Source organism: Nocardiopsis sp. JB363 (assembly GCF_900143625.1).
Taxonomy (GTDB): Bacteria; Actinomycetota; Actinomycetes; order Streptosporangiales; family Streptosporangiaceae; genus Nocardiopsis.
Window position 1 is genome coordinate 1 of the sequence record NZ_FRFF01000055.1, and the last position, 16,977, is coordinate 16,977.

At 68.4% G+C, this 16,977-nt stretch carries 11 protein-coding genes; 4 read left to right on the forward strand and 7 right to left on the reverse strand.

The genetic code is table 11. From position 1 onward, the window contains the following. The 3 genes from BQ8420_RS33140 to BQ8420_RS09050 all read left to right on the forward strand — a co-directional run. Positions 1–922 (forward strand): type IV toxin-antitoxin system AbiEi family antitoxin (locus BQ8420_RS33140; protein WP_304528887.1); only part of this gene is annotated, 922 nt, incomplete at its 5' end. A gap of 848 nt (positions 923–1,770) precedes the next feature. Beyond that, entirely contained in the window at positions 1,771–2,307 is a 537-nt protein-coding gene (locus BQ8420_RS09045) for a hypothetical protein (RefSeq protein WP_087097390.1), read from the forward strand. A gap of 74 nt (positions 2,308–2,381) precedes the next feature. Beyond that, positions 2,382–3,203 carry a hypothetical protein gene (locus tag BQ8420_RS09050; protein WP_087097391.1) on the forward strand — a complete coding sequence of 274 codons (822 nt, stop codon included), beginning with the start codon at positions 2,382–2,384 and terminating at the stop codon, positions 3,201–3,203. A 12-nt stretch (positions 3,204–3,215) separates the two neighbouring features. Here BQ8420_RS09050 and BQ8420_RS09055 read toward each other — a convergent pair whose 3' ends face one another. From BQ8420_RS09055 to BQ8420_RS09080, 6 genes are all read right to left on the reverse strand, one after another. After that, positions 3,216–4,373 (reverse strand): polysaccharide lyase family 1 protein, encoded by a 1,158-nt coding sequence (locus tag BQ8420_RS09055; protein WP_087097392.1) that lies wholly within the window; start codon positions 4,371–4,373, stop codon positions 3,216–3,218. A gap of 263 nt (positions 4,374–4,636) precedes the next feature. Beyond that, complete coding sequence (locus tag BQ8420_RS09060; RefSeq protein WP_087097393.1) at positions 4,637–6,352, reverse strand: ABC transporter family substrate-binding protein; 1,716 nt, start codon at positions 6,350–6,352, stop codon at positions 4,637–4,639. Between the two features lie 70 nt (positions 6,353–6,422). Continuing rightward, the gene (locus BQ8420_RS09065; protein ID WP_087097394.1) at positions 6,423–8,591 is read right to left on the reverse strand and encodes an ABC transporter ATP-binding protein; all 2,169 of its coding nucleotides are present in this window, start codon (positions 8,589–8,591) and stop codon (positions 6,423–6,425) included. Between the two features lie 15 nt (positions 8,592–8,606). Further along, positions 8,607–9,512, reverse strand: coding sequence for an ABC transporter permease (locus BQ8420_RS09070; protein ID WP_087097395.1), 906 nt, complete (start codon positions 9,510–9,512; stop codon positions 8,607–8,609). An 82-nt stretch (positions 9,513–9,594) separates the two neighbouring features. Beyond that, on the reverse strand, positions 9,595–10,575 hold the full coding sequence (locus BQ8420_RS09075; protein ID WP_087097396.1) for an ABC transporter permease: 981 nt from the start codon (positions 10,573–10,575) through the stop codon (positions 9,595–9,597). Between the two features lie 601 nt (positions 10,576–11,176). After that, the gene (locus BQ8420_RS09080) at positions 11,177–12,784 is read right to left on the reverse strand and encodes a glycosyltransferase family 2 protein (protein ID WP_087097397.1); all 1,608 of its coding nucleotides are present in this window, start codon (positions 12,782–12,784) and stop codon (positions 11,177–11,179) included. A gap of 634 nt (positions 12,785–13,418) precedes the next feature. Between BQ8420_RS09080 and BQ8420_RS09085 the strand changes: the two genes are divergently transcribed. After that, positions 13,419–13,910 (forward strand): ATP-binding protein, encoded by a 492-nt coding sequence (locus BQ8420_RS09085; RefSeq protein WP_235006012.1) that lies wholly within the window; start codon positions 13,419–13,421, stop codon positions 13,908–13,910. Positions 13,911–14,108: 198 nt separating this feature from the next. Here BQ8420_RS09085 and BQ8420_RS09090 read toward each other — a convergent pair whose 3' ends face one another. Further along, a complete protein-coding gene (locus BQ8420_RS09090) occupies positions 14,109–14,315 on the reverse strand; it encodes a hypothetical protein (RefSeq protein WP_087097399.1) in 207 nt (68 codons plus the stop codon). Positions 14,316–16,977 lie beyond the last annotated feature (2,662 nt).

The following is a 16,977-nucleotide window of genomic DNA, read 5'->3' on the forward strand; positions in this document are numbered from 1 at the left end:
CCCCCGCGGCGCCCCTCCCCCGTCGACCCGGCGTCCGGAGGGACCGTCGGCACCGCTCGGCGCACCACCTCCCGACCGCGACCTTCTACTGGGCGTCCTGCGGCCGGTGTTGGCGGAGCTGTCGGTGGACGCGGTCGCCTTCGGTCGCACCGCCGCCTACCTGTGGGGCGTGGACGTGCACCCACGGGGCCTGAGGGCGACCCGGACACGGCTGCACGTGGCGGTGCCGCCCGGGGTGGAGAAGGTGTCCCGGCACGCGGTGGTCCCGCACCGCGAACTGCTTCCACCGAGCGACCGGACCCTGGTGGCGGGGGTACGGGTGACCACGCCGGCTCGGACGGCCCTGGACGTGGCCCATGGGGCGGAGAGCCTGTACGGCGCCACGGCCGCCCTGGATCGGTTCCTGGCCTTGGGGCTGGTGGACCCCCAGGGGTTGAGCGAGGCGCTGTCGCGGCATCCACGCGGTGCGCGGCCCCGGCTACGCCGGGCGGTGGACCTGTCCGATCCGGGCAGCCAGTCCCCGGCGGAGAGTTGGACCCGGGTGATGGTGTGCGGGGCTCGTCTGCCCCGGCCGAGGACCCAGTGCCCGGTGGAGACCGTCCAGGGGTTGTTCCACGCCGACCTGGGCTGGCCGGACCACCGGGTGGCGGTGGAGTACGACAGCGCCGCTCACCATTCCGCCCGGCACGAACGCGCCAGGGATCGGTTGCGGCACCGGGCGATGGCGGAGGCGGGGTGGCTGGTGGTGTCGATCGGAGTGCACGACCTGCAACGCCGACCGGCCCGGTTGCTGCGTCGCCTGCGGGACGCACTGTTCGAACGGGGGTGGGACCCGCCCCGGGCCGAGCGCGAACGGATCCGCTGGGCCATCCGCCGGTTGGAGTCGCGTCCGCCCCGACTGGTCAGGGAGGCGGGCGCGTGAACCGGTACCCCCACCGATCGCCCATGCGGCGCGGGCTCTGTTCGGCCGGACCGGCCGATGGCCCAAGCCACCGCCGGACGAGTGTGCGCCGGCGCGCTCATGCTCGCGTCCCGGCCGGAGTGCCCAGCGCCCCCTGCCGGCTCGGTCACCGCTCGCAGGAGGCGCCCGGTGACGCTCCAAGGCACCGCGTCGCCCGCCCGGGGCATCCGGTGCCCTGCTCCGGCAAGGGCCGGTTGAAGCCCGGCGCGGCCGGCGGGTCGGGCCGGGGCCGTCTACGTGCCCGACAGGCTCGATCACGCCGATCGTTCAAGTCCCTGAAGCCGCGCCGTCGCCTCCGGCCGGCCGACGCCAGGAGGTACCCGGCACCGTGCGTCGGCTGCCGGTACCGCCCGATTCGCCCCCGGACCCGGGTCGGGGCCCGAAGGTGGTTGAGGAAGGTCGCCGCGAGCACACCAGCATGCCGGATTCGGTGCGCCCGTCGCCCGGGTTCGGACATGTGGCGGGCGTATCCGACCTTCCGGAACCCAGGTCCACTTCGCGGTGTCACCACCGTCCACCGGTACCGCTGTCCCGGCTCGACTTCGAGGAAGGCACCCCACCCTGATCACCGGAACCGAAGCGGAACTCATCCGCGCCTCCGACGGGCCGGTCCGGCCTGTGGCGCGGGTGCTCGTCCAGGGAATCCACGCACGTCCGATCCCGGACGCTCCACGGCTCGGCCGGCATCGCGATCGGTCGGTTCACGGTGCGCGAACGGCTCCGCCCATCGGAGCGAGGGCCGGTGGAACCCCGGCCGCTGCGACCGGACACATCGGCGCCCAGCCCCGGGGCGGGACCTGGGCACGGGGGTGTTGGAGTACGCCGCGCTCCTGACCCTCATCGCCTCGTTCGCGGCCACGATCACGGTGGTGGCGCCTCAGGTGGCCGAGCCGTGGGGAACGGCGGCGGAGCGCGCGCTGGACCCGGGGTCGTCCACAACCGGCCACGAGGGCACACCGCTCGGTGACCGGGATCCGGTGGAGATCGCGGAGACGGTCCTGCGCTGCCTGCCCACCCCGGACCCGGTGGGCCGGGTGGACTGCGCGCTCGCCCTGTTGGGGCTGTTGGACTCCGACCTCTTGGAGGCCACTCTCCTGCAACTCGACGCCGAGGAACTGCACGGTCTCTTCGCCGGGGGCAGATTCGACTCGACCGTGGCCGCGCGCACCGCGGTGCGGCTGCTGTGGGAACACGGATCGCGGCGGTTGCTGCGGGCCCTGGCGGAAACGGAGACGTTCGGCTTCCTCCAGGGGTATCTGGAGTCTCCCGAGATCCAGTACGCCCTACGTTTCGTCGGTGTCGGCAGGGATTATGTGCGTGTCGTACTCGAACGGAGCGGTGAGTAACCGCGTCGTACTTTCCGTAAGCGGTACACCCCCCTTCGAACCGCAGAAGCGAGGCGTTGTCAGTGTCGACATCGATGCCTTTCACCGAACCGGCGGAACAGGATCCGTCCGCCAGACCCGACTGGCCGCTGACCATGCTCATGGTCGTGGCCTGTCTCGCGATCATCGCGAGCGGTTGGGGGGTGTCCCGATCGGCCCTCGACGGCGGTTCGCACGGGACGCCCGCCTCGGTGGAGGAACCGAGTCCGCAGGCGCGGCCACCCCGGGAGCAGCCCGGGGACGCCGACCCCGCCGACGCGGAGGCCTTCCTGGAAGGAGCGGCGGAGGAACTGAAGACCTCGCCCTCGGTGCAGGTGAGCTACACCCAGCACACGCAGGGCCGGGAATCGGGCCGAGGCTGGGCGCGCGCGGGCGAGGACCTCGATGTCGAGTTCGAGCACTACCACCGGACCGGGAAGGACGTGGAGGTGTTCCGCTACGAGCTGGCCGGCACGGGGTACCTGATGACCGCGGAGAAGGGACTGGACGGACTCACCCGGTTGGAGCCGCCCACCGAGGCGGACCGGTGGTTGTGCTCGGTGGAGTTCCTCCTGGGCACCCTGGACGCGTTGGTGGAGTCCGCCGTGGGGCTGGAACTGATGGGGACCGAGGAGGTGCGGCTGCCACGGGGTCCGGAGGGGATCCCGGCGAGCACCCACACCGCGTACCGGTACTCGGGGAGCTTCCCCGCGTCGATGGGCGGCTACGACACCGACACCGGCCACAACACGTTGACGCGCCTACCGGACGCCGAGTTCGACCTGTGGGTCGACGAGGACGGCCATCCCCGCCGGCTCAGCTACGAGACGGCCGACGGGGACGGGGAGACCTACGACTACCACGCGGTGGCGGACTGAGGGCCGACCGGTTCAGAGCGCTCCGGCGCGCTCGGTGACCAGGTCGGGGACGCTGACGGTGTCGTCGAGTTCGTAGGCGTAGGGCGGGTCGGGGACCTGGCCGCGCAGCTCGGGCTGTTCGGAGTCGATCAGGAGGTTGTCGCGGGTGACGACGTCTCCGGGTTCGTCGTCCTCGCTGGAGACCGACAGGGGGGTGCGTTCGAAGTAGTTGCCCTCGACGAGCACCTTGGAGCCCTGGGCCGAGCTGACCCCGTACTCGGGGTTGTCCCGGAAGTAGTTGTTGAACACGTGGACGTGCTCGGCGTTGCGGGCGCGCGGGTGCCGGGAGGTGGTGCCGTCGAAGAAGTTGTGGTGGACCGACACCCGCAGCGCGCCGGTGTCGTCTTCGGCGGAGCCGATGGTGACGGCGGCCTCGGCCTCGACGAAGTGGTTCCAGGACAGGGTGACGTGGTCGGCGCCGTCGGTCACGGCGACGAGGGCGTCGTCGTCTCCCCCGGTGAAGCTGGAACCGTCCACCCACACGTGGTGGGCGCCGCCGTGGACGGCGATGGCGGTGCCGTCGGCCTCCATGGCGACGTTGGCGACGATGACGTTCGTGGAGCCGTCCACGTCGAGTCGGCCGTCGGTGAGTGCGGCGCCCTCACCCGCGCCCAGGAGGGTCTTGTCGGAGCCGACCTGGATGGTGCCGTCAAGGTCGATGTCGCCTTCGACCTCCACCACGAGGGGTTCGTCGGAGCCGAGGTGTTCGGCGAGTGTGTCGGCGTCCGTGGCGGTGACGGTCTCTCCGGCGGCGCCACCGGTCACCCCGGGGTGTTCCGTGGGTTCTTCACCCTCTTGATCGGCCCCGTCCTCCCCGGCGTCCCCATCGTCTCCCTCATCCTCGGCCTCATCGCCGTCCTCGTCCTCCGCGGTCTCGGAGGCGTCGTCGCCGGGGACCGCGTCCGCCTCTCGGGGTTCGGCCGCCCATCCCACGGGGGTGCCGTAGGGCCACTCCTCCTCGGGCTCCCCCGGTGGTGGACTGGACTCGTCGGCGTCCTCCGGGTCCGGGTTCACGGCAGCACCGGTGGGGGTCTCGGTGTCCTCGCCGGTGTCCTCGGAACGGGTGCAGGAGGCCAGGGCCGCACACAGCAGGACCGCGAGACAGGCCGCGGCGAGAGGGTGGAGTCGCATCTGGAACTTTCCAACGAGCGGGGAGGCAGGGGTGTCGAATCGTACCGATTCTCTCAGGCCCCGAGAGAGGCGGGTACGGCGATTTCCGACCATTCCCGGCCATTCTCGGCCACTCCCGGCCATTCTCGGCCGCGCACGGCCGAGGGCGTCGACCCCCGGTTCGGGGGGCCGACGCCCTCGGGTGGAGAACCCGGGCTCTCCGTGTGGTGTTTCAGGACGTCCGGACGCTCACCGCGTCCGGAGGTCGGAATCGACCGTGGAGGTTACTCCGCGGCCCAGCCGATGTCCTCGTACACGAAGTCGGCGGCCAGACCGTACTCACCGAAGTTGTGCAGCTCGTTCTTCATGACCCAGAAGCCGGGACGCTCGAACAACGGGATGGTCAGGACCTCTTCCCACAGCAGGGCGTCGATCTCGTTGGCGATCCGGGCGTACTCGTCCGGGTCGCTCTCCTCCGCCACCTGGTCGAACAGCTCGTCGATCTCCGGGACGGAGTAGCGGCTGATGTTGGCGCCCCAGTTCTCGCCCTCCTCGTCCACGGGCATGCCGTAGTTGCCCTTGGTGTCGGAGACGAAGGGTGAGGTGCCGGTGTAGACGAAGGTGGCCATCTCGTAGTTGCCGGGGGTCACGTACTCGGAGAAGAGCGCGTTGGCCGGCACCTGCTGGACGTCGACCTCGATGCCCACCTCGGCGAGCATCTGCTGGGTCATCTCGGCCTCGTCGACGGCCAGGTCCATGCCCTCGGAGGCCACGTAGGCCAGGGTCAGGGTGTCGCCGTCCTCGTTGGTGCGGAACTCCTCCCCTTCCTCCAGGGTCCAGCCGGCCTCGTCGAGGAGCTGGGCGGAACGGTCGAGGTCCATCTCACCCAGGTCACCGCTGTTGTCCTGGTAACCGTTCTGGCTGGAGCGCAGGAGGCGGTTGACCTCACCGGTGATGGGCCAGTCCACGGCACCGAGGGCGACCTCGGCCATGGTGTCGCGGTCCATGGCCAGGGCGATGGCCTGACGGACCTTCTTGTCCTCCAGACGCGGGCTGGAGCCATTCAGCGCGGTGAAGCGGTGACCGTGGTTGACGGCGCGGGTGAAGTAGGCGTCCTCGCCCTCCATGTCCTTCACTCGCTCGTAGCCGGCGGCGTCGTAACCGAGGTAGAAGGCGTCGACCTCACCGTTGGCGAAGGCACCGGACTGGGCGTTGGTGTCCAGGCCCGCGAAGATGATGCGGTCGAGCTTGGCCTCGTCGCCCCACCAGTCCTCGTTCCGCTCGATGGTGATGCGGGAGGCGACGTCGTCGAACTCCACGTTGCCGAACGGGCCCGCGGTGACGGGGATCTCCTTGTTGTAGCCCTCGGCGAAGAGCTCCTCGTCCTCCATGTACTCCTTGGGGTACAGGGGGGAGAACAGCTCCGGCATGTCACCGAAGGGCTGGTCCATCTTGAGGGTGAAGGAGTACTCGTCCTCACCCTCGACGACCTCGTCGATCCGCTCGTAGCCGGTGCTGGAGAGGATCTCGAACTCGCTGCCGCGCTCACCCTTCATGGTGGTGGCGTGGGCCTCGTAGTCCTCCCAGGTGATGGGCTCACCGTCGGACCACACGGCGTCGGGGTTGAGCACGTAGTCGATTTCGAGACCGTCGTCGCTCACCTGGTAGTCGAGAACGTAGTTCTCGTTGGGAGCGAACCCGCCCTCGGCGTCGAAACGCATCGGCGACGGCATGACCGCGGCCATGACACGACGCACGTCGCCCTTGTTGCCCTGGACGTGGTGCATGTTGTGCTGCTCTTCGTATTCGCTCAGAGCCCAGACGAAGTCACCTCCGTCCTGGAGGTCGTCACGGTCCGCGGGGTTGAGGTCTTCGGCCGGCAGGGAGGCCTGCTCTGCCTGGGCGTCGCCCTCGTCTTGGCCGTCGTCGCTCGCGCAGGCGCTGGCCAGCAGCACCAGCGCGAATGCGGGGGCGAGGTAACGCGCCTTCCCGATACGCATGGGGATTTCCCTCCTAGGGATGGTATGACCGGTGCGCGGGGCGGCACCGGCCGTGCCTTCGAACCGTGGATCAGACAAGATCGCTCCGCCGTTCCGCGAAATGGCAGGCGGATCCCTGATCTCCACCGTTGGTGGGCTGGATCGTCGGCTCGACGCTCATGCACTGCTCCTGGTCGGACTCCGAGAGAGTGATGAACTTCTGGCACCTCGTTCGGAAACTGCAACCCGAGGGCGGGTTCGCGGGACTGGGGAGGTCCCCTTCCAGAACGATGTGCGTGCGTGTCCGTTCCCGTTCCGGATCCGGAACGGGGATGGCGGACAGCAGAGCTTGGGTGTAGGGGTGGCTGGGCTGGGTGTAGATCGACTTGGTGTCACCGATCTCCACGATCTTGCCGAGGTACATGACCGCCACCCGGTCGGCGATGTGCCGGACCACGGACAGGTCGTGCGCCACGAACAGGTAGGCCAGGCCGAGCTTGGCCTGGAGCTCCTCCAGCAGGTTGATCACACCCGCCTGGATGGACACGTCCAAGGCCGAGACCGGCTCGTCCAAGACCAGGAGCTTGGGTTCCAGGGCCAGGGCCCGGGCGATACCGATGCGCTGACGCTGGCCCCCGGAGAACTCCGCGGGGAAGCGGGTGGCGTGCTCGATGTTCAGACCGACGAGGCTGATGAGCTCGTAGACGCGCTCGGTGACCTCCCGGGCCGCAACCTTGTGGGTGCGCAGCGGCTCGGCGATGATGTCGAAGACCGGCATGCGCGGGTCCAGGGAGCTCATCGGGTCCTGGAACACGATCTGCATGTCACGACGCAACCCGAACTTCTCGCTTCGGGAGAGCGTGCCGACCTCACGGCCCATGACCTCGACGCTGCCGCGCTGGGGCCGGTCCAGGCTCATGACCTCCATGAGGGTGGAGGACTTGCCGCAGCCGGACTCACCGACCAGGGCGAGGGTCTCCCCCTCCCGGATGTCGAAGTCGATGCCGTCCACGGCGGACACCGTGCCGACGCGACGCCTGAAGACCGCACCCTTCATCAGGGGGTGGTGCTTGATCAGGTCCTGGACCCGCAGCACCTCGGGAAGACTCTCCCGGTCACCCGTGGCCTTCTCCAACTCGGGGATCTCCGGAACCGGGTAGATGTCCTGGGCGTTCCATCCGTTGGCCTCGATCTCGGCGGACCGGATGCACGCCACACGCTGCGCGTCGGTGTTCTCGTCCTGGTCGCCCTCGGTCTCGGAGGCGCGCGCACCGATGGTGAGCAGCTCGGGCTCGGACTCCTCGCACTCGGGCCGCACGATGGGGCAACGCGGAGCGAAGGGGCAGCCCGAGGGCAGGTCGGTCAGGGACGGCGGGTTGCCCTTGATCGGCACCAGCGCGCCCTGGTCCTCCAGGTCCATACGGGGAACCGCGCCGAGCAGACCCATGGTGTAGGGCATACGGCTGCCGTAGTAGATCTCGTCGACGCTGCCGATCTCCACGGGACGCCCCGCGTACATGACCAACAGTCGATCCACGAACCCGGCGACGACACCGAGGTCGTGCGTGATCATGACGATCGCGGCCCCGGTCTCGCGCTGGGCGGTACGGAGCAGGTCGAGGATCTGCGCCTGGATGGTGACGTCCAAGGCGGTGGTGGGCTCGTCACAGATGATGACGTCGGGGTTGTTGGCCATGGCCATGGCGATCATGACGCGCTGGCGCATGCCGCCGGAGAACTCGTGCGGGAACGAGCGGTACCGCGCCTCGGGGTTGGGGATGCCCACCAGGGACAGGAGTTCCACCGCGCGGTCGTGGGCCTTGACCTTGCCCGCCTTGGGGTTGTGCACGAGGAAGGCTTCGGCGAGCTGGTCGCCCACGGTGTACACGGGTGTCAGGCCCGACAGCGGGTCCTGGAAGACCATCGAGATGACCTTGCCGCGCTTGCGGGCCATCTCCGTGTCCTTCTTGCCCAGGATCTCCTCGCCGTGCAGGAGTACGGAACCGGTGATCTCGGCGTGCTCGGGCAGCAGCCCCATGGCGGCCATAGAGGAGACCGACTTGCCGGATCCGGATTCGCCGACGATGCCCAGGACTTCACCGGAGTGGACGGCGTAGCTGACGCCGCGCACCGCCTTGACGTCGGGATTGTTGTTCATCCCGGGAAAGGTGACGGTGAGGTCGGTGATCTCCAGGACCGGGGTACGGGCCATGTCGTCGTTGTTCGTGGACTCGGTTTCCACGATGGTCTCGGTGCTCATTGGTGTGCCTTCCCCCTAGGACCGACGCGACTTGGCGGCGGGGTCGAGGGCGTCGCGCAGCCCGTCCCCGATCATGTTCACGGCCAGAACCAGCAGCACCAGCAGCACCGTCGGGAAGATGAAGACCCAGGGCGCCGTGGTGGCGAACGAGGCGCCGTCGGCGATGACCACACCCAGACTGATGTCGGGGGACTGAACACCCAGCCCGAAGTAGCTCAGCGCGGTCTCACCGATGATCGCGGCGCTGACCATGATGGTGGCGTCCGCGATGAGCAGCGACGACATGTTCGGCAGGATGTGTCGGAAGATGATCTTGTGCGGGGGGACGCCCATGAAGCGGGCGGCGTGGATGTATTCGCGTTCACGGAGCGAGATGGTCAGTCCCCTGACCATCTTCGAGGTGACCATCCAGCTGAACACCGCCAGGAGGATGACCAGGATGAGCCAGCCTCCGTTGCCGACGAAGTGCCGGGACAGGATGGCGAGGATGACGAAGTTCGGCAGCACCAGGGCCAGGTCGGCGATCCAGGTGAGGGCCTTGTCGGTGAACCCGCCGAAGTAACCGGCGAAGGCACCGATGACGGCCGCCATCGCGGTCGAGATCAGAGCCACCAGCAGACCGATGAGCAGCGACTTCTGCAGACCGGCCGTGGTCTGGGTGAAGATGTCCTGGCCGGTGCGGTTGGTACCGAACCAGTGGTCGGGTGAGAGCCCTTCCAGGAGCGCGGTGTAGTCCCGTTCACCCACCCCCCAGGAACTGATCACCGGGCCGAGGAAGGCGAAAAGGGTCAGCAGCACCAGGATCACGATGCCGACGATGACGCGTCGGGTCTCGATGAGCTGGCGGGCGATGTCCTTCATCCGGTTGGGCGCCGGTGGCGCGGTAGGCACGTCCGGTGTCGTCTCGGTGACGGTGCTCATGGCGTGGTCTCCAACAAAGCTGCTGCGGGGGCACCCTTGTGGGGCGCGAGGATGCTGGTCTGTTCGGTGGTGCGGGACATCGTCACACCCTCACCCGGGGGTCGAGCCAGGCGTAGAGGATGTCCGAGAGGAACGACGCCGCCATGATGGTGACGGCCATGAACCAGGAGACCGCGGCGACCACGTGGACGTCCTGTTGGGAGATGGAGTCGATGAGCCAGGCGCCCATGCCGTGCCATCCGTAGATCTTCTCGGTGAAGGTCGAACCCGAGACCAGGGCACCGAAGGTGAACGTGAAGTAGGTGATGGTGGGGATCAGCGCGGTGCGCAGGGCGTGCTTGAACAACGCCCGGCGTCGCGTGAGCCCCTTGGCCATCGCGGTGCGCACGAAGTCCGACCCGAGGACGTCCAGCATCATGTTGCGCTGGTAGCGGGCGAAGGCGGCGAACAGGGCCAGTGACAGAACCAGGGTCGGCAGGATCGCGTGGTGGATCCGGTTGAGGAGCAACTCCCAGGCGTTGCCTTGGAAGCCCGCCGAGTACTCACCGACGTATTTGAGGAAGGTGAAACCGAGCCCGTCGTTGATCGCGACCGCGATGACCTGAATGACGATCGCGATGACGACGGTGGGGATCGACAGTACGAAGAAGGAGGCGCCGGTGGCGGCCTTGTCGAAGGCACGGTACTGACGCACCGCGGCGTAGGCGCCGATGGCGATGCCCAACGCACTGCCGAGGATGGTGGCCACGGTGATGAGCCGGAGGGTGACCCCGGCCTTCATCCACATCTGGGAGGAGACGTCGCCGCCCTGGATGTTCTTACCGAAGTCACCGGTGACGGCGCCCTTGAGCCAGGTGACGTAGCGCTCGGCGAGCGGAGTCTGGTCGTTGAGGTTGAGAGTGTCCAGCTGGGCGTTGACGACCTCGGGCGCCGGCGGCGGCTGCATCTGTTCGAAGTACACGCGCGGCTGCAGGTTGGTGGCCGCGAGAAGGTACGCGAAACTCGTCGCCAGAAAAATCAGGACGACGTAGTTCAGTAGCCGCCTGGCCAGGAACTTGCCCAAAACTATCTCCGAACCTCACACCGAGCCCGGCGTTGGATCTGTGGTTGTGATCCACCACCACGAAGAGTGATCTTGCTCGGGCAGGGTTGCACTCACGCTCGGACCGTAAGAACGGCTAAGCGATCGTGTCCCCGACCCCGAGAGGATTACCCCCAGTGATCAACGAAACACACTGACATCCGATTCACGGTCAGTAACCGGAATGTCAAGAGTCTGGGTGACGATGAGACACTTGCCGGTAACCGACACATCAAGAAAGGACAACGGTGGCAATTTGGGACGCAAGTACCTGTTCAAATGTCGAACTCGGCACAGATAGCACACATCTGAACCCTCTCCGTCACCAAACGTGCCCTGAGCTGGGAAAACAACGCATATTGGGGATCGTCTCCGTAAACGCCGTTTACAGGAATCGCGCTTTCCGAAGAGCCCATCTGCGAAAACGTCGGCCACTCACGTCACAGGCGAAGCAACGTTCACTGGAGTGACGACCGCCTCGAAAGACGGCACCTGATGTTACTCCGAGTAACTACAACGTGCCGGGAAAGCTCCGCACGCCGGCCCCCGAACCCTCGAAAACCCTCACCGGGAGTGAGGGAAGTTAACGTCTACTAACGAAAGAAGTTGATGCGGGCTTGCGCAAGGGGACCACGGAACCCCCTTTCACCTGCTGAGACTCCACAGACGTTGTCGACGCCGGAGGTTGCGAACGCGGTACCAGCGGGGCCACCGAACCGGAACGCACGACGCCCCACCAGGTACCGAGTGAACACGCCGCGTCTCCGGCGACGGACAGCGCCGTCCACGCCAGCGGACCCACCACGGCGGCACCGTGTCGGCGTCGCCAGGAGGCCAGATGCGGCACGGTCAACACCGCGCCCGCCACCAGCGCCCGACGACCCGCCCTCCGTCCCCTGCGAAGATCATCGCCGTGAGCACGCTCACGAGCCCAGGCCAGCGCACCACCCACGGCCACCCCGGCCAGCACCGGCCACCAGGTCGTCCGCGCCTCCCGCGCCACCGTCCGCGCCGTGTGCGCCAGCTCGACGGACGCGGGCCGCACCGCGTCCACCGGCGGCAACGCGACACCCGCGCATAAGGTCCCGGCCGTGGCCACCGCCCCGACGGCCCCCGCGGTCAATCCGGCCAGGGGGCGTCCCGCCGCGGTCAGCGCCACACCGGCCAGGGCCGGCAGGGCGACCTGTGGCCCGGTCGCGCGTCGGCCATAGCGTCGGGCCAAGGGGGCTCCGGCCGCTCCGCTCTCCCAACGCGCACCCAGGTAGGCGCCGAGTTCCACGGGCATGGGCACGCGCACCCGGGAGCGGGGTTCGTACCGCACCGACCAGCCCCGCTCCACCAGTGCCCAGAGCAGATCCACCTCGGCGACCGACCCCAGGTCGGGATCCAGCCGAGCGGGTTCACGGCGCACCACCAGCGCGCGGATGGGTTCCCAGGGCACCGAGGCACCGTGCTCGTTGGGCGGGGCGGGGCGTCCCGTACCTCGATGCGTGTGCCCCCAAGGCAACACCGGGGCGGGGTCCGCGCCGCGATCGGAGCGCAGCGCCCACAGAGCGGCGACCGCCATGCCCAGGTTTCCGTGACATCGACGGGCGGCCGGGGTGCGCGGCACGACCGCACCGACGTCGGGGTCGGCGAAGTGGCCGAGGGCGGTGTGGAGCCAACCGGGCCCGGGCTCGGCGCCGATGTCCAGGAAGGCGACGAATTCGGCGTCACAGGCGAACAGACCCACCGCGCGGGCGGCCGATCCCTCCACAGGGCCCCTGACCACGCGCGCGCCGTGCCGGCGGGCCAGGTCCTCGGCCGGTCCGCTCACCCCGACCACGAGCACGCGCACGTGGGGGTGCTCGGCATGGAGGGTGCCCAGGGTCGCGTCCAGTTCGTTCACGTCGATGTCGCCGCCGTGCCCGACCAGGACGACCTGGGTGTCCGTTCCGGGGACCGTGGGTTCGGGGCGGGGGTGGGCCAGTCCGGTCTCGATGAGGACGCGGGCCAGCACACGTTCATGGTGATGATCGGGTCGGGCCCCGCTGAGCCAGCGGATCACGGAACTCACGCCCTCGGCCGGCAACCGTAGGGCGTGGGGCGGGGATCCGCCGACGAGGACGTGGCCCTCGTCGGTGAGCCGGACGGCACGATCGATCTCGACACCGAGACCCATGGGCAGTGGTTCGGGGGTTGGCACGGCCATGACCCATACCTTGACGTGTGATGAGGGACACGCGCAAGACCGGACGAAGTGGCAAAATTCGACCCAACGTCATCTGATTGTTATCTTGATGCGAGAGTCCGCCAGGACGCCGTTCCCCGTCCCGATCCGACGGCCGAACATCGTCCCGGCCCACTTCATCCCCCCTTTATCCAGTTCAGGCAGGGTTACCCTGTCCGGACCAGGTCGACTGGGTTTTCAGGGAGGCACCGAGCGTATGCTGAGCGCGATCAAGCCCTTCAGTGTCGTAGGGCACACCGCACACCGCACATGACCATCACCCACGGTCTGCCCGCAGGCCACACCACCACACGGCGTGAAGCCCCACGGCTTCGCCGCCGACACATGTCGCCGCCCTCGTACCGCACTCCTGGCGATACCGAGACGCTTCCTTCCCTGACCCAGGGGGCTTCGCCCCGTGTGTCCACCAAGCGCCGTGACCCGCGACGGGCACGGACGCTCCGAGGGCCAGGCTTCCCATCAGTCCTGCCCGCGCACACACATCCCCGGGGAGTGAACCCACATGTGTGAGACCGCCACCCCTCTTTCCGCGCCCTCGGCCCACGACCAGTCGACGTCGGCCCCTCTCCACCGTTCCCAACGCCCGGCGAGACCCATGGCAGAGTCCAGAAGCACCCAGAACGCCACCACCCGACAGGACGGCGGCGATCAACGCTCCGCCCGTACGGGGTCCATTTCCAGACCGACCCGCAGACGCTTTCCCGGGCTGCCGAGTCAGATCTCCTACGCACGCAGATTCGTGGCCAGGCACCTGGCCGAGTCACCGGAACTGACCACGGCGACACTGTTGACCAGTGAACTCGCCACCAACGCCATCAGACACAGCGCCTCGGGGTGCACCACCGGCAAGTTCGAGGTGTGCGTGCGGCTGGCTCCGGGCTGGGCCCGCGTGGAGGTACGCGACCTGGGCAGCACGACGGAGGCGCCCTCGCCCCAGCACCGGGACCCCTACGACACCGCCGAACACGGCAGGGGCCTGGACCTGGTGGAGGCGCTCTCCAGCAAGTGGGGCACCGAACCACGACGTGACGGCCGAGGCCGCCAGGTGTGGTTCGAACTGGAGTGGGACGGCGACGACCGGTCCTAGTGCCGCGCAGGTCGGGGTTCTCCCCTTCCCCGGCGGCGTTCGAGATGGTGCTTCGCCATGCGGCGGGAAGCCCTCATGGTGTTCCCATGCGGGCCTTTCGCCGACACGGCGGGATGCCCCGTGCCGAACGGCGCTGGAGCGGCTTCGACCGGTCGTCACTCCGTGCGCCGCCGTGCCACGGAGGCATCACGGGGCCGATCACTCCTCCGGACCGGAGACCGATTCGTTCGGGGGCGCGGGAGTGGCCGGGTTCGCGGGAGCGGCGGTACCGGTGGCGGCGGGGTCGGTGGCGGGCAGCTTGTAGCGCTCGTACAGCTGTCGGGCGTAGTCCTTGGCTTCCTGCGAGGGCTCGTCACCGAGCTCGTCGCGCAGCAGGTCCTCAAGGTTCTTCTTCGCATCATCCATGGGGGGAAGCCTGCCTGGAGTGCGCGGATAGCACAAATCGACATCCCGGTGACAGAGAGGAAGCGTCCGAGATCCCCTGATTCGCAGGGGTTTCCGGGCTTTACTCCACCCCCGCTTCCGGGCGTGTCGCGGCACCGTCACAGCGAAGGGGCACCTCGCACGCGGTGTGCGGGGCGCCCCTTCTCCTTCAGTGACTCCGACCGGACTACTCCTGCGGCGTCTCGCCGGCTTCGCCCGTGGCGCCCGTTCCCGCCTTGACGCGGGCCTTGTCACGACGACGCTCATAACGAGCCTGCGCCCTGGCCTCACGCTTCATCCGGCGTACCTCCACCAGCTGGTAGAGGACCGGGACCAGGATCAGGGTGAGCAGCGTCGAGGTGATCAGACCACCGATCACCACGAGGGCGACGGGCGCGGACACGAACGCTCCGCCACCGGCCAGGCCCGTGGCCATCGGGATGAGCGCGGCGATGGTGCCGACCGCGGTCATCAGGATGGGCCGCAGACGGTGCCGTGCGCCCTCGACGATGGCCTCGCCCAGCTCCATGCCCTTGTTGCGGTTCTGGTTGATCAGGTCCATCAACACGATGGCGTTGGTGATCACGATGCCGATGAGCATCAGCATGCCGATCAGGGCGGCTGCGCCGACCGGGGTTCCGGTCAGCCACAGCAGACCCAGCGAACCGGTGGCGGCGAACGGCACCGAGACGAGCAGCATGAGCGGCTGCATCAGGCTCTTGAACGTCGCGACCATGATCAGGTAGCAGATGACGATCGCGGCGAGCAGCGCCAGACCCAGCTGGGCGAAGCCATCGGTCTGTTCCTGGCTGACACCGCCCAGGTCGGCGGTGGCGCCGGAGGGCAGGCTGAGCCCGTCCAGGGCCTCGGTGATCTCGGTGCTGACCGCACCCAGGTCGGAGGCGCTCGGGTTGGCCGACACCGTGGTGCTGGTGACACCGTCGATCCGGGTGAGCTCCGGCGGCTGCTGGACCTCGACGACCTCGGCGACGTCGACGAGCTCGATCATCTGCCCGGTGGGCGTCGCGATCGGCAGTTCCTCCAGCTCGGCCACGGTCTGCGGTGTGTCCTGGACCAGGACGACCACGTCGCGACGGATGTCGTCGATGGTGGCGGTGCCGACGTTCTGGCCGTTGAAGGCGGCGGTGACGGTCTGACCGACCGCGGCCTCGCTCAACCCCTGATCGACGGCCTCCTCACCGTCGACGTGCACCTCCAGGGAGGGCTGCGACTCGGAGACGCCGCTGGTGACGTCGTCCGCGCCGTCGATGTCGCGCAGCTCCTCCTCCACCAACCCGGCGGCCTCGGCCAGGGTGGCCTGGTCCTCGGCGGTGACCCGCACCTCGATACCGGACCCGCCCATGCCGCCCGTGGAGTCGAGTCTCGGCTCGTGCTCGGTGTCCAGGTCGGCGAAGGTGTCGCGCAGGACCTCGCGGTTGCGCAGCTGGTCGGTGTCGGGGTCGGCGGTGATCGTGTAGTCGATCTGGTCGGCGGACCCGCCGCCCATCATCGGGTTGCCACCGACGTTGACCTGGTAGGTGTCGATCCAGGCCATGCCGGCGAGCGCTTCCTCGACCTTGACGGCCTCGGCGTCGGCGGCCTCCAGGGAGGTACCCGGTTCGAGCTCCTGGATGGCGGTGTAGCTGTTCTCCTCGGCCTGACCGAGCCAGTCGGTCTCGGAGGTGGTGGCCAGGGCGATGGTGCCGGCGAAGATCGCGACACTGGCCGCCAGGGTGACGGCCGTGGCGGCCTTGCGTTTGGTGGTGATCCACCGGATGACCGGCAGGTAGGCGCGCTGGAGCGGGGTGCGCATCTCACGCTCGTGGGCCCTGCGCTCGATCTCCTCACGCGGGACGTCCCCGACCTCGGCGGGCCGCAGGAACCAGTAGCACAGCACCGGCGTGATGGTCAGCGCCACCAGGAGCGAACCGGCCAGGGCCAGGCTGCTGGTGACCGCGAACGGCATGAAGATCTCGCCGACCATGCCGCCGACGAACGCCAGGGGCAGGAACACGGCGATGGTGGCGAAGGACGAGGAGGCCACGGCCGTGGCGACCTCACGGACACCGTCCTTGACGGCCGCCATCCGTTCCTTGCCGTAGCCCATATGTCTACGGATGTTCTCCAGGACGACGATGGAGTCGTCCACCACCCGGCCGATCGCGATGGTGATCGCGGCCAGGGTGAGCATGTTCAGGGTGAAGCCGAAGGCCTGCATGCCGACGAAGGCCGCCAGGACCGACACCGGAATGGACACCGCCACCACCAGGGTGGAGCGGATGGACAGCATGAAGACCAGGATCACGATGACCGAGGCGACGAGACCGTAACCGCCGGCCTCGAACATGTCGGTGATCGAGTCGTTGATGAAGGGCGCCTGGTCGAAGACGACGGCGAGTTCGACATCGTCGCCGAGGAGGTCGGACTGCTCTTCGAGCACGTCCTGGACACCGTCGGAGACCTCGACGGTGTTGCCGTCGGGGGTCGCCATGATCATGAGGGCGACACTGGGGTTTCCGTCGAGTCGGGCGATGGAGGAAGCGTCCTCGGTGACCAGCTCGACGTCGGCGATCTCGGAGATCTGCACCGCGGACGGGGCGGGGGCTGTCTGATATACACATCTGACGCTGCCGACGAATAGAGA

Excerpts from the sequence above, each read along its gene's own strand:
- BQ8420_RS09055 (WP_087097392.1), bottom strand. The coding sequence starts at position 4,373 with ATGCGACTCCACCCTCTCGCCGCGGCCTGTCTCGCGGTCCTGCTGTGT.
- BQ8420_RS09060 (WP_087097393.1), bottom strand. The coding sequence starts at position 6,352 with ATGCGTATCGGGAAGGCGCGTTACCTCGCCCCCGCATTCGCGCTGGTG.
- BQ8420_RS09085 (WP_235006012.1), top strand. The coding sequence starts at position 13,419 with ATGGCAGAGTCCAGAAGCACCCAGAACGCCACCACCCGACAGGACGGC.
- BQ8420_RS09090 (WP_087097399.1), bottom strand. The coding sequence starts at position 14,315 with ATGGATGATGCGAAGAAGAACCTTGAGGACCTGCTGCGCGACGAGCTC.
- BQ8420_RS09050 (WP_087097391.1), top strand. The coding sequence starts at position 2,382 with ATGCCTTTCACCGAACCGGCGGAACAGGATCCGTCCGCCAGACCCGAC.
- BQ8420_RS09070 (WP_087097395.1), bottom strand. The coding sequence starts at position 9,512 with ATGAGCACCGTCACCGAGACGACACCGGACGTGCCTACCGCGCCACCG.
- BQ8420_RS09065 (WP_087097394.1), bottom strand. The coding sequence starts at position 8,591 with ATGAGCACCGAGACCATCGTGGAAACCGAGTCCACGAACAACGACGAC.
- BQ8420_RS09080 (WP_087097397.1), bottom strand. The coding sequence starts at position 12,784 with ATGGCCGTGCCAACCCCCGAACCACTGCCCATGGGTCTCGGTGTCGAG.